Raw genomic sequence first — 17,115 nt, forward strand, 5'->3', positions numbered from 1 at the left:
TACAGTTACTATAGACGTGTTTTTACATTTTCATATTGATATAAATAGATATTTAGATTCTTAAAAAAATAGAATACCTGTTCTTAAAAATATTTTTTTTCTGAAAAAATTTGTGAAACAGATCTATTTATAACCGTTTTACGTAGACAAATAGTTTGCATACACCCAAACCCACACCTCCTTTCCTATGGATTTTGGACGCCTGCCAGACATAAGCAACGTTGATTTCAGACTACCCCAAGACCACCAGCAAACGGCTCATGTTTTAGCCCTTTCAGAGCGACCTACCAAACCATCCATCTACTTGGGCTGCCCTACCTGGACGAACAAGCCCTGGGTTGGCACTTACTACCCTGCCGGGGCACAAGACGCACAACTACTATATTGGTATTCGCGGCAGTTTAACACCTTAGAAATGAACACCACCCACTACCGCATACCCGACGCCTCAGCCATTAACCGCTGGCGCCAGGCCGTGCCGCCAGGTTTTGTTTTCTGCCCTAAATTACCGCAAATCATTAGCCACGACCAGTTACTGCAAAACGCAGGAGAACCCACCAAGCTTTTCTGTGATGCTGTTTTAGGCTTGGGAGAAACGTTAGGCATGGTTTTTCTTCAGTTGCCGCCTTTCTTCGGACCCGATGACTGGCCGGTATTAGAAAATTATTTGCAGCACTTCCCTAAAGAAGTTCCGCTGGCAGTGGAGTTTAGACACGAGAACTGGTTTAAAGATTCTGAAATAGTAGACGAGGCTTTCCAGATGCTCACTGAAAGACAGATAGCCACTGTACTGACTGACGTGGCTGGCCGAAGAGATGTGCTGCACATGCGCCTGACCTCATCAGTGGCTATGATCAGGTTCAACGGGCACGGGTTGGTTCCTTCGGATTTTTCAAGACTTGAGGCTTGGGCTGAACGGCTGCACCAGTGGTTGGAACAGGGTTTACACACTGTGTATTTCTTCATGCACCAGAAAGACATCATGCATGCTCCGCCTGCCATAGAACACCTCATAGACCAACTGGAAAGCAGAACTGGCCTGCACTTACAGCGCCCACAGAAGGTACAGCAATATGTGCAAGGGCAACTTTTCTAGTATGATTTTTTTAATATATCTGCTGCTTCTCTAGCAACATCATTGATTATAACAGTTAGAACTAGAAAAGAAAAATAACCCTGTTGCCCTACCTATTGAACTACCCTCCTAACCCTGATTATACTTAAAGAACAAGCTTTACAGCCCTCCTTTCTTCCAGCTGGGTTTTAGGCTTGTTTTTTTAATAAAAAGCCTAAAACAGACGCATCGCACAATACACATGTATAGCTAAAACAAAGCTCCTTATCTTCTGTAAGTTCCGCCGATTTTACCAAACAGTGTGCTGCCCTAAGCAACCATTGCCTACAGATGAGCATCTATAGCACTAGAAAACAGCTACTGCTATGACTTTAAAACAATTACTTCAGACCAGTTGCCTTGCATTAGGCATGTTCAGTCCTTTCTTAGTATCAGCACAAGCCAAAGCTCCATTATTACGCGCTCCGCAAGACACCGTGCAGGTTTTCATGAAAGAAAACAACTTCAGCCTAACTTTTAAAGTAAGTGAAGCGGGCAAGGAAAAGCTAGTGAGAATCGGGCCTAAAAGTCGGCCTAACCCCATACACGTGAACACGGGCACAGACAGCCTTGCCGTCATATACCAAAACAACCAACGGGAGCGCTTTTGGGTAACCAACGGCAAAGACACCACCAGTTTAGTTATCTCTTACTTTACGCCGCCTGCCCACACTGAACTAAACAAAAAAGCCAGCGAACTATACCACCAGAAAAACTACAATGAGTCCATTAAACTTTACCAACAGTCCTTGGCGGCTTCCCCTAAGGGTTCACACGTACGCAACACGTACTACAACATTGCCTGCAACTACGCTCTTATGGGCCAAAAGGAGCAAGCCCTTAACTATTTAGAAAAATCAGTGGCCGCCGGTTACAAGAACCTGTCTAACATGAAACGAGATTCTGATCTGGAGATTCTCAAGCAAGACAAAAAGTATCTTAAACTAGAGCAACAGCTAGAAAAAAAACATGCCCAACTAGGCGATCCTGACAAGGTTCAATTGGTCACCGCAGACGTACATAATTTTTGGAAAGCCTATGATTTAGCCGCCAGAGAACCAGCACGCCAGCAGGAAATATTTGAGAAGGAATATTTTGAAAAAGCATCTGTAGGGTTACAAGACTATTTTGAATTTAAGATTGGCTCTACCGAGTTGTTCCTGAATAACCTGAACAACAAAACTGCTTTCTTCCCAGCCATAAGAAAGAACACACTGCAGGCAGACAATATGAAAGCCGATATCTATAAGAGCTTTCATAAGATGAAGGAACTGTACCCAGCGTCAACGTTTCCAAACGTTTATTTTGTAGTGGGGCGTTACAACTCGGCCGGCACCGCCTCAGACAACGGGCTTCTAATTGGCATTGACCAGTTCTCCCGCTCAGAAGACGTACCCATGCATGAGCTAAACCTGTGGGAGCGAAACAATTTCAACTACATAAAAAATGTGCCGCCCCTAATTGCTCATGAGCTTATTCACTTCATTCAGACAAACAAGTCAGACACCACGCTGTTAGCAGGATCTTTAACCGAAGGAATGGCTGACTTCATTGGCGAACTTATTTCCGGCACCAACATCAACAAACGTCTACATGATTTTGCCAACCCGCGCGAAGAAGAAATTTGGGAGAAATTTAAAGCCGAAATGTACCTGAACCGATCCAAAAACTGGATTGCCAACGGCAATCAGGAGCGACCTGACTGGCCAGCCGACTTAGGCTATTACATGGGCTACAAAATCTGTGAAGCGTACTACAACAAAGCCACAGACAAAAAGCAGGCGGTGAAGGACATTTTAGAATTTCAAGACGCTAAAGCTTTCTTTGAAGCCAGCGGCTACGCCGATAAATTTTCTAAGTCTTAACAAGTACGCTTCTGAAGTAGAAGGCGTTTTAGGCTTGTTTTCCAGAAAATGGGCCCTAAATCAGAAGCGCTTTTAGACCTCACAGGTTATGAAACCTGTGAGGTGTTTTTTTTGATTCAGTTATAATTTGCGGCAGATGCCGACACACGCAGCTCTTGGAAACACTGCAAGGTCCTTTGAGTAGGCGTTTTCAGGCTAATTTTAGAAAAGCAGGCCCAAAAAGAATTGCAGGAGTCCCTTCTCCCTGAGGGAGAAGGGCTAGGGTGAGGGGCCAACGGTGGCTACAGAGAAACAGCTTTTGATTTACCCAAATCCATTTTCTTTTCCTGAACAACCACTTCTGCCATTCGAAACGTTTTCCCCCTCATCCTATCCTTCTCCCTCAGGGAGAAGGGACTCCTGCAATGTGTTTTGAGCCTGATTTTCGCAAAACAGGCCTAAAGCACATAAGCGGTGTTCCCCCTCGCACGGGAGAGAGGCTAAGGGGTGAAGTTTATTGCAAATGTAGTCACCCTATCAGCACCTGTTTGCAAAGAGAATTTAAACCCGTGCTGCAACAAAATTTCGCGCACCATGGTTAAGCCTATGCCCTGGCCGTTGGCTTTGGTACTGAAGAAGGGAGAAAATAGCTTTTCCTGCACCTCAGGCGCAATGCCTTTGCCATTGTCCTGGATGAGCAACTGCGGCGGGTTGGCTACAGTTCTTACCTTCACCCAACCACCAGCGTCTACAGCCTCTACCGCATTTTTCAGCACGTTGATCAGTACTTGCTCTAGTTGCTGCACATCTACTTCTACCGTGGGTGAATCGGCATCTAAATCCCATTGCCAGGCGACCTGCGCCCGTTCAAAGCTGGGCGTCATGAGCCGGTGAATGCTTTGCAGAAGCTCATGCAACGGCACCGGTCTCTTTACCGGCGGCGGAATACGCACCACATTGGCGAAGTTGGCCATAAAACCCGCCAGGTTTTGGTTACGGGTAATGCACACCTGCAGCGCCTCGTCAAAATCTGGGCGGGTAGCTGGGTCTAGCTGAGGCGAGAAATAAGAAAAGGAGTGAAGAATAGAATTTACCGCCCCAATGGAGTTGTTGATCTCATGCGACATCATTCTAATCAGCTTTTCATAGGCATTCCGCTCTTTCTCCAGGAGCTCTGCCGTCAGTTCCTCTACCAGAATAAAGTACCGGTGGTAGCCGCGGTCAAGAAACCGGATTTTACGGCAGCGGTACGTCTGTATGCCGTTGGGTCTGATCACGCGTTGCTCGTCTTTAGGGAGCTTGCCTAACGAATCTCCCCAATGCCCGGGCAGTTCCGGTAACGGTTTCCCTACTACCTCTTTTCCTGAAGTCTGCAATAAAAGGGCCGCCGCCGGGTTTAGGCCCGCTACCCGGTCATGAGTGTCTAACAGAATAATGCCAGAAGGCGAGGCTTCAATAAGGCGTTCCAGTAAGAAATGTTTTTCGGTTTGCACCACGCGCTCCTGCCGCAGCTCGTCCATCATCTGGTTGTACACTTGTATAAGCTGGTCTACCTCTTTCTGGCCGGTTTCTATAAATTTGATGGAAAAGTCACGGTCTTTGATAGACTCTATTCCGGCGGCAATAAGGTTAAGAGGCCGCACGAAGGAGGTGTACAGTTTGGCAGTGAAGACAATGCTGGCGATAATCAGGATTTCAGCGGCTACAAACAGTGCTTTGTTGTAGTCCAGCAACTGCCAGGCCAGCGTCACCAAGGCCAGGTGCAACAGTACAGCCGCTACAATAAACTTACTCCGCAGCCTCATATGGAATGTTGAACTTCTCTAGCCGCCGGTACAAGGCTCCCCGGCTTACCCCCAAGGCTTTGGCCACTTTGCTGACATTGTTCTGGTAATAGGCCATGGATTTCCTGATCATATTGGCTTCCATTTCCTCTAAGGTCATCGTGCCTACACTGGGCAACTGTTTCTCTTCTATTCTGCGGCTGCCGCCCTGCAACTGGCTCTGAAAATCTTCTACTTCCAACAGACTCTTGCCAGACACCAGTACCGTGCGTTCCACCAGGTTCTTCAGTTCTCTGATATTGCCGGGCAACGGGAGCTCGCTCAGCCATTTCAACGCCTTGTTGCCCACCTGCAGTTCTTGCTTGTGGTAGGTTTTGCGCAGGTTGTTTACAAAGTGCTGCACCAACAGCGGAATATCCTGGTTGCGCTCGCGCAGGGCCGGCAGTTTTACCGTGATCAGGTTAATTCTATAATAAAGGTCTTCCCGGAACTTGCCTTCAGACACCATTTCTTGCAGGTTGCGGTTAGTGGCGCAAACTACCCGTATATCCAGGTTTCGGGAGCGGCTGTCGCCGAGCACCTCATAGGTGCGGTCTTGTAGCACGCGCAACAGCTTTACTTGGCTGGCCATATCCAGCTCGCCAATCTCATCTAAAAAGATGGTGCCCTTGTTGGCCATTTCAAAGCGGCCCAAGCGGTCGGTTTTGGCATCGGTGAAGGCACCTCGGCGGTGTCCGAACATCTCGCTTTCAAACAAGCTAGCGGAGATGCCGCCCAGGTTCACTTTTACAAAAGGTGCCTTGCGGCGGTGGCTGTTCTTGTGCAGGGCCTCGGCAATGAGCTCTTTACCAGTGCCGCTGTCTCCTTCAATCAAAACAGAAGCGTCAGTGGCACTTATCTGGCCAATGTTGCGCAGCACCTGCAACAGCCCCGGATCTTCGCCCACAATCATGGAGAAGTCAAATTGGTCGTCCAGTGCTTTGCGGGTGAGTTTACCGGTGGAGATTTCGGCAGAGGGTTTGGCTAGTTCCAGTGCGGTTTTAACAGATTGCAACAGCGCCTCGTTGCTCCAGGGTTTGGTAATAAAATCGGCGGCACCACCTTTGAGGCCTTCCACTGCCAGGTTGATAGAACCCCAACCTGTTATCAGAATAACTGGTACCGCTGGGTACAGGTGCTTGATTTGATCTAACAAACGCAGCCCATCCTCACCGGTGGTTTCCATGGAGAAGTTCATGTCCATTAACACCAACTGAGGCATTTGCCTGTGAGCAAATTGTAGCGCCTCCTCTGGCCCGGCAGCTTGGGCCGTAGCATATCCGGCTTGTTTCAGCAACAAACTTAAGGAAGCACGTACGGCTACGTCATCGTCAATAATCAGGATCATGGGTTCTTGGAGCGAGTAAGTGAAGGTAGCGATTTTGGGTTGATTTTGGAAAAACAGGCGAAAAACGGGAGTGGCAGTTTTTGTTGATCAAAACCGAAGACACTGGCAGGTCTTAAAGACACTGCCAGGTCTGGGCGAGTTCTGGCGCATTTGCGGCTCGCTCCAAGTGGCTTCAAGGGATTAATCCGTTCTCGGGCTCATTTCTGAAAACGAACCCAAAAACGCTCTTCCCCGATAGCCCCCCCCTCTCAATTGATGAGCAGGGTCGTTTCATTCTACCAGATCCAGGTAATCTTAAGGTTCAGAAATGCGAATTCTTGAGGCTAACGCCTCACTGAAGTTGAAAACTTCAGTCATTATAGGTCCAAGTTGAAAACATGAACCAGAAAATAATTAGAATGAAACGACTCTACCATTGGAAGGGATGGGATTCTACTCCTCGTGCAAGGCCACCGCAGGGTAGATTTTGGAGGCTTGGTAGCTCGGGTAAATTGCGCATATGGTGGCCAACAGAAAAATAAGGAAGGCGGCGGCGGCAATGCTTTCCCAGTAAATGGCGGAGGAGAGTTGAAAGACCTGCAACAGCGGGAACTGTACCGCCAGCAATAAGCCTAACAGCAACCCGAATGTGGCAATCACCAGCACTTCGCCTACAAACTGATTCCGGATTTGCTTAGAAGACGCGCCAATGGCTCTTCGTAAACCAATTTCGGCGTAGCGGCGGTTAATGTTGTACCAGAGTACCCCGAACAACCCTAAGGCGACATTGAAAACCAGAAAACCGCAAACCAAACCTAAGGCTACCATGGGCACGGTTGTCATTTTGGCTTTGCTTTGGCGCATTTTCTCCAGGGTAGTTACTTCAATGGTCCAATCTTTGGCAATGCGCGAAAGCTCCCGCACCATTTTCTCCTCAAAGGCCACGCCAGCCCCCGGTTTAACTTTCATGACCAGACCGTTCCAGAAATAGCTTTTCTCCTCATCTAAATTGATGCACTCAAAATAGGCAGCCTCTTCTGGGTCAAACTCACTATAAGAGCGATAATGGTCTATCACTCCAATTACCGCATATTGGGAAGAATCATTTATCGGAAGCAATTTTCCGATGGCCTCTTCGTCGCCAAACAATTCTTCTTTTAGCTTTTGATTAATGACAATGGGTTTGTGCAAGCTTGCCTTGTCTTGTGGTCCAAACCAGCGACCTTGGCTAACTTCCAGGCCAAGTACCTTCTGGTAATCGGCTTGCACGTTAAAAACGTTGGCCTGTATGTCTTTTTTCCCACCATAAGACAAGTTGTTGTTCATTTGGCTAAAGGCAAAGGGCGTGTTGGAATTAGAGAGCGAGGCATGTTCCACTTCCGGAAAACTTTTCACCCGCTGAATCAACTCCCGCTGAACGGCTAGGTTATGTGCTGTGGAGTCAGTCTGCGGATTCAGCCAAAGCTGCCACACGTTGTCATAAGTAAAACCCAAAGGTTTGGTGTAGTTGTGGTAATTGTAGATGCCGAAACTAAGCACCGCGAAGAGCACCAGAAAAGAAAAGAAGATTTCAGTGATCAACAAGAAATTGCTTTTCTTCTGATTCCAGATCAGTTTAAACAGATGGCGTATCATTTTGAACCTCCTTTGAGTGCCTCAACGGCGTTTAAGCGTGACATTTTAAAAGCGGGGTACACCCCAGAAACCAATCCGAACACAAGGCAGAGCAACAAGCCCCAGGCAAATACCCGCAGGTTCAGCCCCAGATCGGCGTAAGCAATAATGCCGCTGTTGTTGATTATCTCCAGCACTCCCGCTGAGATCAGGAAGCCCAACATGCCGCCCAACAGCGTAAGAAAAATGTTTTCCACAACGAACTGTCCAATAATAGTTTTGGAAGAGGCCCCAAACGCTTTGCGCACGCCAATTTCAGAGGAGCGCTCCATAATGCGACTAATGTTGATGTTCACCAGGTTAATGGTGGGCAACAGCATAAATAGAAAAGCCGCCCCAGCCAATATCATGTATAAAAAAGTTGATTTATCCTTCGTGCCGCCTCCCAGAAAGCTGCGGGCGAAGGTTCCGAAGATATTGTCTGCATAAGAATGCACCTCCTTGTCCTCCTTGGAAACTTGCTTGTTTAACTGTTGCATCATCTGCCCATATTCGTCTTTGATCTTAGGTACATCGCTTGCCTTTTTGGCTTTGATCGTGGCGAAGTAAGATCCCCTTAGACTGGTCCTTTTGAAGTCCTGACTCTTCAAGGTGATAGGCACCCACAAATCAGCGTAAGAGTGCAGACGCAGGGCTGGCACATCTTTTACCACCCCAATCACCTTGTATTTCACCTGGTCCACCTCTATGTACTGGCCCACGGCTTCTTTGTCCCCGAAGTAACTTTTTCTGGTGTTCTGATTGATGACCGCCACCCGGGTAGCATTGGCCACTTCCTGAGCACTAAATGGTCGGCCTTCCAGAAAATTAAATTCCAGGATTTCCCAAAACGCTTCATCGGTAAATTTTAAGTCCAACGTCAGCTTTTTGTTGTTTACATAGCTGTTCACCGTGGTAAAGATGGAGTTTATAGAAATGTTTTCCGGTGTTTTCAAGGAACGGACGTAGCGGTCCAGAAAATAATAACTGGGCGGCCCACTACTCATACCATCATTTTTGAATTGCTCTCGCAAATTGTTTACAAAAAGCAATCGGTCAGATTCGCGCTCCGGCATTTGGGGGCCAAACACGTGGTCAAAGAGCGAGGTCACCACCATGAGCACCATTAAGGTAAAGCTGATCCCGAAGAGGCTGATGAAGGTGAAGAACTTGCGGCGCTGTAATACCGCCCAGGCAATTTTCAGATAATTCTTTAACATGGCTGTAGCGTTAGATCTGGGCTTCTAGTACTCTTGAATCTGCCACTTGCTGCCCGTCAAAAAACCGAATGAGGCGGTTGGTTTTAAGGGCCATGTTCTCGTCGTGGGTCACCATCACAATAGTGGTTCCCTCTTCTTGGTTCAGGCGCAGGAGAATATCCATGATTTCCTCGCCCATCACGCTGTCCAGGTTACCGGTAGGTTCATCGGCCAGAATAATCTCTGGATTGCCTGCCAGGGCTCGGGCTATGGCCACCCGCTGTCGCTGCCCACCGGAAAGCTGGTTAGGGAAGTGTTTGGTGCGGGCACTTAACCCTACTTTCTCCAATGCTTCCAATGCTCGCTTCCGCCGGTCACTGCCAGACACGTTGCGGTACAGGAGTGGCAATTCCACATTATCCACCACACTCAGGTCATAAATAAGGTGGTAGCTCTGGAACACAAACCCAATTTTCTCATTGCGTAGCTTGGCCAGCTTACTGTCTGAGTGGGTTTTCACCGGCTGGCCGTCAATGGCCACGTGGCCGCTGGTAGGCTCGTCCAACAAGCCCATGATGTTGAGCAACGTGGATTTCCCGCAACCCGAAGGCCCCATGATGGACACAAACTCACCGCGTTCCACGTGCAGGTTCACGCGGTGAAGGGCTACCGTTTCTATGGTTTTGGTGCGGTAGACTTTTTCAATGTCAATTAACTGTATCATAATATTATGTGCTAAAGTGCTAATTTTTCAAGGTGTTATACTTCTGTTCAATCTGTTACTTTATCTGCTGCTTCTACAGATTCTCCCCTTGAGGGGAGCGAAGAGGGGTGTTTACATCTGCTGACATGGCATTCCCAACTATGACGCGGATTTACTTCCGTGACTAAAGATGAAAGGAAAGTCACTTCCGCGCCATAGAAAGCAAATGCGGTTCAGCAATGCGTGCTCTCCTGTGTAAACATCCCCCTGCCCCCTTCAAAGGGGGAATTTGCGTTTGGCAAAGGTGCTTTATGTTTTCGGCCTCTTTTCTGAAAACTAGGCTAAAAACAGCCGTTTTCACTACTCTGCCAGCAGCGGTTGTCCTTTTTCAAAATCATATAAAGTAAGTGCTCGAAGCCTATAGTAGGCTACCCAGAAATCTTGCAGGGCTTCAATGTAGGCGCGGCGGGCCTGGTCTTTCTCTTGCAAAGCTATGTTCAGGTCAGTGATGCTGATGCGACCCACCAGAAACGTGGACTTAGTGATGTCATAGCGTTCTTGGGCAATGGAATCTGCGGAGGCAGTAATGCGGAGGCGCTCTTTGAGCAAGTCAATTTGGTTTACCTGGGTCAGCACGCTCTGCTCAAAATTTATTTGCTCCTGCTGCACGGTGTACTGCGCCAGTTGCAGCTGCGCTTGGGCAGTTTTTACGTTGGCTTTCTGTCTTCCCCAGTCTACAAGAGGCACACTAAACCCGAGGGTAACTTGCTGCTGGTTTTCTGGCTGGGCGTAGCTTTCTGAGAAATTATTGGCGCTCTTGGTCAACCCAAAAGTAGCGTATAAGTTTGCATTAAAGCCGCCTTTACCACGTGTCTCGGCTATTTTCTGTTCTGCCTCTAGCACTTGCCGCTGGTATTGAAAACGCTCTTTGCGGTTCAACCTAGCCTGTGCCAGCGCCAACTGTTCCTCTACCTCCAGCGTGGGTATCTCCACTGGTGCCTGCACCGCTACTTTCTCCCCCTGAGCAATACCTACATAAGCGGCAAACTGCATGGCTACTGTTTTAAGCTCATTAGAGGCCTGTGCCTGTGCCAGCTGTGCGTTCATAAGGCTAAGTTTAAGCTGCAGCAGTTCATTTCTAGACAATCTACCCAGCCGATACTTTTCTTCGGCAATCTTGAAAAGTGTCTGATTGTTCTCCACGTTTTTGCTGGCAATCTCAAAGTTTACCTGCTGCAGGAGTACGTCAAAAAAGCGCTGGGTAGCAGTGGTGGCTATCGCTTCGCGGTCCTCCAGGTACTGTCGTTCAGATTCAGCGTAGCGCAATGGCTCTATTTTCTTAGCCCATGCCAGTTCGTTGTACCCAAAAACAGGCTGCCGAAAGCCTATGATGGCCGGGAAGGTATTGTATCGCTGAAGCCCTTGGTTGAAGTCATCAAACCGTTGACTCTGGGAAGAGATAAAGAACTGCCCGCCCGTAAGCCCCACCGCTTGGCTCAGCGACAGCCCCACCTCTGAGTTGCTGATAGAAACAGCTCTGAAATCAATGGTTCCGTCTGGTTGCGTAACGGGAATAATACTTCGGGAAAAATCTGGCATTGTGCCGCTCAACGAGAGCTGCGGACGGTAATTGGCTTTGAAGGTGCGGTACTGCCAATAATTGCTGGTTTTATTAGTAACCGCCTGCTTGGCGGCAATAGAAGAAGCCAAGGCTAATTTAATAGTTTCCTGCAGCGTGAGCACGCGGCCAATCTGCTGCGCCTGCGCTGTTGCCAAATGCCAGAGCAACCCCAACCCTATACAGAATAAAGTCTTTTTCATAGTTTGGCAGCTTAGTCGTTTGAAAGTAGCAGCTCCTTCAGGTGCACGTACTCCTTGGTGCTGGAGATAATGATTTCTTCACCTGCCGCTATGTTGCCCTGCAGTTCCACGTAATCCAGGTTATTTGCACCGGTTTTGAGCATACGCCGCACAGCTTTGTCGCCTTGTACCACAAATACTGCCTGCTCAGAAGCACCCGTGTAGAAAGGACCGTTTTTCACCCGCAGCACATTCGGTCTGAATTCGGTGAGCACAAATACCTCCACCCTAAGATTGGACCTGAGCGCCTGATGGCTTTTCTCCTGCAGCCGCACATAGAACGTGATAATGCCGTTTTCTACCTTGGGCTGTACACTGGCTATTTCACCGCGCAAATCCGCATCATTTACCCTTACCACCACGGGACCGCCGGTTTTCACCTGCTCGGCATAAGAGTCAGAGATAGTGGCTTTTATTCTGAAGCTGCTCAAATCGGCTACGCGGGCCACGGGCTCTCCGGCGTTCACGGTAGCACCTATTTCTTCGTTTACCCACGTGACCACGCCTTTTTTAGTAGCTTTTATATCTGCCTGCTCCAGCTGGCGCTGCAGTTGGTTAATGTCCCGGCGCTGCATTTCAAGCTCAAAGCCCACGGCTTTCATGTCTATTTGCGCTGCATCTTGTTCGTCTTGAATCTGGCGTTTTAGCTGCTCCAACTCCAACGCAGCTACTTTTAGATCTAATTCAGCCTTCTTCACGTTTTCCTGAGTACCGCCGCCAATGGAGAGTAGGTACTGCTCATCTGATAGTGCGGCTTGCAGGCTTTTCACGCGGACTTCTTGCACGGCATAGCGGGAGCGGAGTTGGTTTACATTTTTTTGTAGGCCATTCTGGAGCTGGTCCGTTTTGTTTTGCTTAAGATGCTGCTCGTCTCTGAGTTTTTCTAGGGTGGTATGTGAGGACTGCTTGTCTAGTTGCACCAGAGGCTCATTGGCTGCCACATGGTCGCCGGGCCGGTGCAGCACGCGCTCAATTTTAGCATGAATGGGGCTGGCTATAACCTCTTCCGCCTCCGGCACCACCATGCCCGTAGCGGTCAAGGAAGATTCAACGGCTCCTATCTCCACGGTGGCATAACGTAGTTCTGATTTGGCCACTTTGGTCTTCAGCACCGTCCGGAACGCTAGCACAACCAGTAGCACTACGGCAACAGCCGCGCCTATTTGCCAGATGCGGCGGCGCTTGCTTTGCTGAACAACAGCCTGAGGTAATTCTCTATCCATTTTTTACATGATTGGTAAAATCAAGTATCCAATGGTTGTGCCAGTTTATAAACACCTCATATACTGGCAATTACTTACTTTTAAATAGTATATCAGTGTCCAAGATTGGACACTTATTCCAGAAATGGGCAGATTTTGCCGCGTCTTTACGAGTAACGTAGCTACAACAAAAAACCGACCCTGTTTCCGGCCTCTATTTCTAGAAAGAGGCGAAACAGGGCCGGTACACCAACTTAAAAATGATTAGTTTACCTTGAAAACTTCATCTTTCAGGTTCTTGTTTACTTCTACGCTAGTCACTATAGATGGCAACACTTGTCCACCAACGTGCACCTCAATTTTGTGCGGAAACTTGATACCGTTCACTTCACGATAGTCTTTCAAATCAGTGGTCTGAGAGGCAGTTCCTATGGCAGTTTGCTCAGTTACTACTTCACGCACTTTCAATCCGGTTTCCTTATCAAAATAATGGAATGACTTTTTACCGCTTGGCAGGGTCAGTTCCAGTTTGAAGGCATCACGGCCGTCTACTTTTTCCATTTGGTTCAAAGCTAACTGCACACCTAAGCGGTCGTAGTTCAGAAAGCTCAGCCACAGGTCCATTTTCTGGTCTTGCACCTCATACTGATCCAACTCTTTTAAAGTACCCTGGCTACGCATTTGCCCTTTCGGTCCATTCACCACCACGCGGTTGATTTCATTGCCGGAGTGGCTTACTGTCAGAACCATTTTGTCTATGCCTTTCTGCTGATGCTTCACATTCAGTTGGCCGCCTGGCATGTTGATGGTACGGTTAAAAGTTACATCTTTCACGTTCTCCAGAGCAGCTTTTCCGCCTAAGGCATTGATGTAGTTAGCCAATACAGTTTGCACGGTCACTCCGGAAGGAAGAGACATCAGAGGAGCTTCTACTTGCTCACCATAAGCATTGAAATAAGCTATGGGCTGGCTAGTATTGAATTTCTTTAGCCTATCAGCAATCTCGCGGGCGTTACCTACGGCTATTAAATGAGCGTTCTGCGGCTGCAGGTATTTTTGCGCTACCCGCTGCACATCTGCTGGCGTAACAGCGGCCACATTCTTCAGGTAGTTCGCGTAATAATCTTTAGGCAGGTTGTAACGCGCAGTATTAATAGCGAACATGGCCACTGTGAGCGGGTTCTCCAGAGAACGGGCAAAAGAGCCAATCATCATGTTCTGCACCTTCTGCAACTCCTCGGCCGAAACCGGTTCTTTGCGCAGGCGGTCCATTTCAAAAATGATTTGGGTGAAAGCGCTGTCGGTTACGGCATTCCGAACACTGGCGTAAGCCACAAACTGGCCCGCCACACGGTCTGAGGTAAGCGAAGAGTTAGAACCATAGGTATAAGCATGCTTCTCACGCAGGTTAGCATCTAAGCGGGCAAATGAACCACCTAAAATGCTGTTCATAATGGTGGCGGCAATGGCATCTGGGCTACCTGGCTTCAAGTCTGCCACGTGCGTAACCGAGATAGAAGACTGCACTGAGTTTGGTCTGTCTATAATGGATACTTTGTTGCTGCTGGCCAAAGCTGGAGCGGCATAAGTAGGCTGCGAAACGCTCCCTTTTTTCCACTTGCCAAAGTACTGCTTTACCAGCTTCTTAGCTTCTTTCACGTTGATATCACCCACTATAGCCAAGTAACCAATGTTTGGTTTAAAGTAGGTGTTGTAGTACTGCTGCACATCTGGCAGGGTGATGTTCTCCACCGTTTTCTCGGTCATAATTTCACCGTACGGATGATTCTTGCCATACAGCAAAGTTCTTTGGGCGTTGTTTTCCATGGCCTCTGGGTTGTCTTTGGCAGAGGCAAGGTTAGAGAGAGCCTGCTTTTTGAACTTGTCAAGCTCTTCTTGCTTAAACTGCGGGTTCAGCACCACATCGGCACTTAGCTCCATTAGTTTTGGCAGGTGCTTTTTGAGGCCTCCGGCCGAAAACCCGGTAGCCGTTGTGTTCAAAGTGGCACCAATAAAGTCAATCTCCTCGTCTAGCTGGTCTTTTGTACGGGTTACTGTTCCGCTACGCATCAGGTAACCAGCGGCACTGGTAAGACCTACCTTTTCTCCTTCCACCACGGGTAAACGGTCAAGCACCAGGCTCATGGTAACTGTGGGCAATTTGCGATTCTCTACCACATACACCTTTAGGCCGTTGGAGAGGGTGAAATATTCATACTTGCCTAACTCAATAATTGGAGCCGGACCGGCAGGCGGAGGCGTTTGTTTAGTTTGGGCCACACTGCCGAAAGAGACAGTAAGCGCCAAAAAGAAAGCTGAAATATATTTTTTCATGAAACTCTTAAAATAAAGGAATGAACCGACAGTTTATCTGGCTTGCGCTGCTTTGGGCAGGTAATGCAGCACCGAACGGCTTTCTTTGGTGAGGTATTGATTGGCTACCCGCATGATGTCTTCTTTAGTAACGGCCAAGAACTTATCAAGCTCTGTGTTGATCAGGTTGGTGTTGCCATACAGCGTGTGGTAAGAAGCCAGTTTCTCGGTTCGACCTTCTAACGTAGCCAAACCATTGATGTAGTCGGTCTCTATTTTATTGCGTAGCTTTTGGAATTCCTGATCAGAGATCGGCTCTTTTTTCACGCGCTCAATTTCGGCATCCAAAGCACGCTCCAGGTCCTCAACCGTTACGCCCATGTTCGCTACTGCCAAATTAATGAACAGCCCTGGGTCTTCCATTGACAAAGGCACGGAGGCCACCGTTACTGCTTTTTGCTGGTTGTCTACCAAAGCCTTGTTCAGGCGGGAGCTCTGCCCACCAGAAAGTAGGGTAGTGAGCATATGAATGGCGTACGAGTCTTCTGTTCCCTGCGCTGGAATGTGGTAGGCCTGAATAACAGCCGGCAACTGAATGTTATCGAAAATAACCCGACGGTTTTCTTCTATCTGCTTCGGCTCTTCTACGCTAGGGCGAATGATAGGCGTATTGCTTTTCGGGATGCCGCCAAAGTACTGTGCTACCAGTTTCTTTGTTTGCTCCACATCAAGATCACCGGCAATGGTAAGGGTGGCGTTGTTTGGCACATAGAACGTTTTGTAGAACTGCCGGAATTCCGCCATATTAGCCATGTCTATATACTGCGCCGACCCAATGGGCACCCAACGGTACGGGTGCACCGCGTATGCCGTAGAGAAGGTGTTCTCCAGCAAAGTACCGTAGGGCTGATTGTCAATGCGCTGCTTTTTCTCCTCTTTCACCACCTGGCGCTGCGTCTCAACTCCTTGTGGGTCAATTTTAGCGGCACGCAAACGGTCTGCTTCCATCCAAAGACCCAGAGCCAGTTGGTTGGAGGGCAGAATCTGATAGTAGTACGTGCGGTCAAAAGAGGTATTTGCATTTACTGCCCCGCCCGCTGATTGTATCATGTTGATATACTGCCCCCGCTCCACATTTTCAGAACCTTCAAACATGAGGTGCTCAAAAAAGTGTGCGAAACCAGTACGTTCAGGATCTTCATTTTTAGAACCCACATGGTACATCATGGTTACGGCCACGGTAGGGGTGCTTTTGTCTTGGTGCAGAATCACGTGCAGACCATTGGGCAGGTCATACTCCGTAAACTCAATCTTGTTGCTATGCGCGGCAGCGGTTAAGCTGGCACCCAACAACAGGGTACTTAGCAATTTACGTTTCATTCAAAAAGCATTAAAAAATAAAAAGGGTCGTTTGTCTAGTTCGGTTAGTTTTTAGAAAACTCCATAAAATTAAGCCATTTTTTTGGAAAACCGTTCCAATTAACTGTCTGCCAGGGCATGGTATCAAAATATTTTTAAAAGCTGATTAAACCAAACCAAATAATTCCACTCAAAAGGAAAACCCTTAAACATTAGAGATTAGAATGAAAATCCTGAAAAACATTTCTCGGCTGGCCCTCCTGTTTGTAGGCTTATTGGCTGCCACTTCCGCTTTTGCCCAGCAAGGCCAAGGCGCACGTTTAACTGCTGCAGAAAGAGCTCAGATGCAGGTTGACCGTTACCAGAAACAACTGGATCTAACTCCTGAGCAAACGGTTAAAATCAAAGAGATAGTATTGGCCGGCGCCGAAGAACTAGACAAGATGCGCGCCAGCGGTGCCCGCCCAGACCGCGAAGCCATGCAGGCTACGGCTCTGAAACGTAACGAGGAAATCAAAGCGATTCTTACTCCTGAGCAACAAGCCAAATTTGATAAACTGCTGGCTGATCAATTAGAACGCCGAGGCCAGGGTGGCCGTGGCCAAAGACGTAATTAGTAAGCATTCCCCTTGCTTGTGTTGAAGCCGGAGCCCCTCCTCCGGCTTCTTTTTTTGCCGTTTTGAGGCTGTTTTTCTAAAAACAGACCTAAAAGACATTA

At 48.2% G+C, this 17,115-nt stretch carries 12 protein-coding genes; 3 read left to right on the top strand and 9 right to left on the bottom strand.

Features of this window, described 5'->3' with window-relative positions:
- The first annotated feature begins 187 nt into the window (after window positions 1-187).
- Window positions 188-1,096, top strand: coding sequence for a DUF72 domain-containing protein (locus A8O23_RS09380; protein ID WP_066620065.1), 909 nt, complete (start codon window positions 188-190; stop codon window positions 1,094-1,096).
- Between the two features lie 344 nt (window positions 1,097-1,440).
- A complete protein-coding gene (locus A8O23_RS09385; RefSeq protein ID WP_082882973.1) occupies window positions 1,441-2,979 on the top strand; it encodes a tetratricopeptide repeat protein in 1,539 nt (512 codons plus the stop codon).
- A gap of 479 nt (window positions 2,980-3,458) precedes the next feature.
- On the opposite strand, the gene A8O23_RS09390 is transcribed toward A8O23_RS09385, so the two are convergent.
- From A8O23_RS09390 to A8O23_RS09430, 9 genes are all read right to left on the bottom strand, one after another.
- Window positions 3,459-4,763, bottom strand: a complete 1,305-nt coding sequence (locus A8O23_RS09390) for a sensor histidine kinase (RefSeq protein WP_066620068.1) — start codon at window positions 4,761-4,763, stop codon at window positions 3,459-3,461.
- Complete coding sequence (locus A8O23_RS09395; protein WP_066620070.1) at window positions 4,747-6,129, bottom strand: sigma-54-dependent transcriptional regulator; 1,383 nt, start codon at window positions 6,127-6,129, stop codon at window positions 4,747-4,749. Before A8O23_RS09395 ends, A8O23_RS09390 begins: the two co-directional genes overlap by 17 nt.
- A gap of 432 nt (window positions 6,130-6,561) precedes the next feature.
- Window positions 6,562-7,743, bottom strand: a complete 1,182-nt coding sequence (locus A8O23_RS09400) for an ABC transporter permease (protein WP_066620072.1) — start codon at window positions 7,741-7,743, stop codon at window positions 6,562-6,564.
- On the bottom strand, window positions 7,740-8,981 hold the full coding sequence (locus A8O23_RS09405; protein WP_066620073.1) for an ABC transporter permease: 1,242 nt from the start codon (window positions 8,979-8,981) through the stop codon (window positions 7,740-7,742). Before A8O23_RS09405 ends, A8O23_RS09400 begins: the two co-directional genes overlap by 4 nt.
- Before the next feature lie 10 nt (window positions 8,982-8,991).
- Entirely contained in the window at window positions 8,992-9,684 is a 693-nt protein-coding gene (locus A8O23_RS09410; protein WP_066620075.1) for an ABC transporter ATP-binding protein, read from the bottom strand.
- Between the two features lie 339 nt (window positions 9,685-10,023).
- The gene (locus A8O23_RS09415) at window positions 10,024-11,484 is read right to left on the bottom strand and encodes a TolC family protein (RefSeq protein ID WP_066620077.1); all 1,461 of its coding nucleotides are present in this window, start codon (window positions 11,482-11,484) and stop codon (window positions 10,024-10,026) included.
- Window positions 11,485-11,495: 11 nt separating this feature from the next.
- On the bottom strand, window positions 11,496-12,746 hold the full coding sequence (locus A8O23_RS09420; protein WP_066620078.1) for an efflux RND transporter periplasmic adaptor subunit: 1,251 nt from the start codon (window positions 12,744-12,746) through the stop codon (window positions 11,496-11,498).
- Between the two features lie 243 nt (window positions 12,747-12,989).
- Window positions 12,990-15,059 (bottom strand): insulinase family protein, encoded by a 2,070-nt coding sequence (locus tag A8O23_RS09425; protein WP_066620081.1) that lies wholly within the window; start codon window positions 15,057-15,059, stop codon window positions 12,990-12,992.
- A 33-nt stretch (window positions 15,060-15,092) separates the two neighbouring features.
- A complete protein-coding gene (locus tag A8O23_RS09430; protein ID WP_066620087.1) occupies window positions 15,093-16,418 on the bottom strand; it encodes a M16 family metallopeptidase in 1,326 nt (441 codons plus the stop codon).
- A gap of 203 nt (window positions 16,419-16,621) precedes the next feature.
- Here A8O23_RS09430 and A8O23_RS09435 point away from each other — a divergent pair, with 203 nt between their 5' ends.
- Complete coding sequence (locus A8O23_RS09435; protein ID WP_066620091.1) at window positions 16,622-17,014, top strand: hypothetical protein; 393 nt, start codon at window positions 16,622-16,624, stop codon at window positions 17,012-17,014.
- Window positions 17,015-17,115 lie beyond the last annotated feature (101 nt).

The sequence above is a fragment of the Rufibacter roseus genome (assembly GCF_001647285.1).
Taxonomy (GTDB): domain Bacteria; phylum Bacteroidota; class Bacteroidia; order Cytophagales; family Hymenobacteraceae; genus Nibribacter; species Nibribacter roseus.

What these genes read in the sequence shown, in the direction of transcription:
- A8O23_RS09380 (WP_066620065.1), top strand. Translation starts at nt 188, where the DNA reads ATGGATTTTGGACGCCTGCCAGACATAAGCAACGTTGATTTCAGACTA.
- A8O23_RS09385 (WP_082882973.1), top strand. Translation starts at nt 1,441, where the DNA reads ATGACTTTAAAACAATTACTTCAGACCAGTTGCCTTGCATTAGGCATG.
- A8O23_RS09390 (WP_066620068.1), bottom strand. Translation starts at nt 4,763, where the DNA reads ATGAGGCTGCGGAGTAAGTTTATTGTAGCGGCTGTACTGTTGCACCTG.
- A8O23_RS09395 (WP_066620070.1), bottom strand. Translation starts at nt 6,129, where the DNA reads ATGATCCTGATTATTGACGATGACGTAGCCGTACGTGCTTCCTTAAGT.
- A8O23_RS09400 (WP_066620072.1), bottom strand. Translation starts at nt 7,743, where the DNA reads ATGATACGCCATCTGTTTAAACTGATCTGGAATCAGAAGAAAAGCAAT.
- A8O23_RS09405 (WP_066620073.1), bottom strand. Translation starts at nt 8,981, where the DNA reads ATGTTAAAGAATTATCTGAAAATTGCCTGGGCGGTATTACAGCGCCGC.
- A8O23_RS09410 (WP_066620075.1), bottom strand. Translation starts at nt 9,684, where the DNA reads ATGATACAGTTAATTGACATTGAAAAAGTCTACCGCACCAAAACCATA.
- A8O23_RS09415 (WP_066620077.1), bottom strand. Translation starts at nt 11,484, where the DNA reads ATGAAAAAGACTTTATTCTGTATAGGGTTGGGGTTGCTCTGGCATTTG.
- A8O23_RS09420 (WP_066620078.1), bottom strand. Translation starts at nt 12,746, where the DNA reads ATGGATAGAGAATTACCTCAGGCTGTTGTTCAGCAAAGCAAGCGCCGC.
- A8O23_RS09425 (WP_066620081.1), bottom strand. Translation starts at nt 15,059, where the DNA reads ATGAAAAAATATATTTCAGCTTTCTTTTTGGCGCTTACTGTCTCTTTC.
- A8O23_RS09430 (WP_066620087.1), bottom strand. Translation starts at nt 16,418, where the DNA reads ATGAAACGTAAATTGCTAAGTACCCTGTTGTTGGGTGCCAGCTTAACC.
- A8O23_RS09435 (WP_066620091.1), top strand. Translation starts at nt 16,622, where the DNA reads ATGAAAATCCTGAAAAACATTTCTCGGCTGGCCCTCCTGTTTGTAGGC.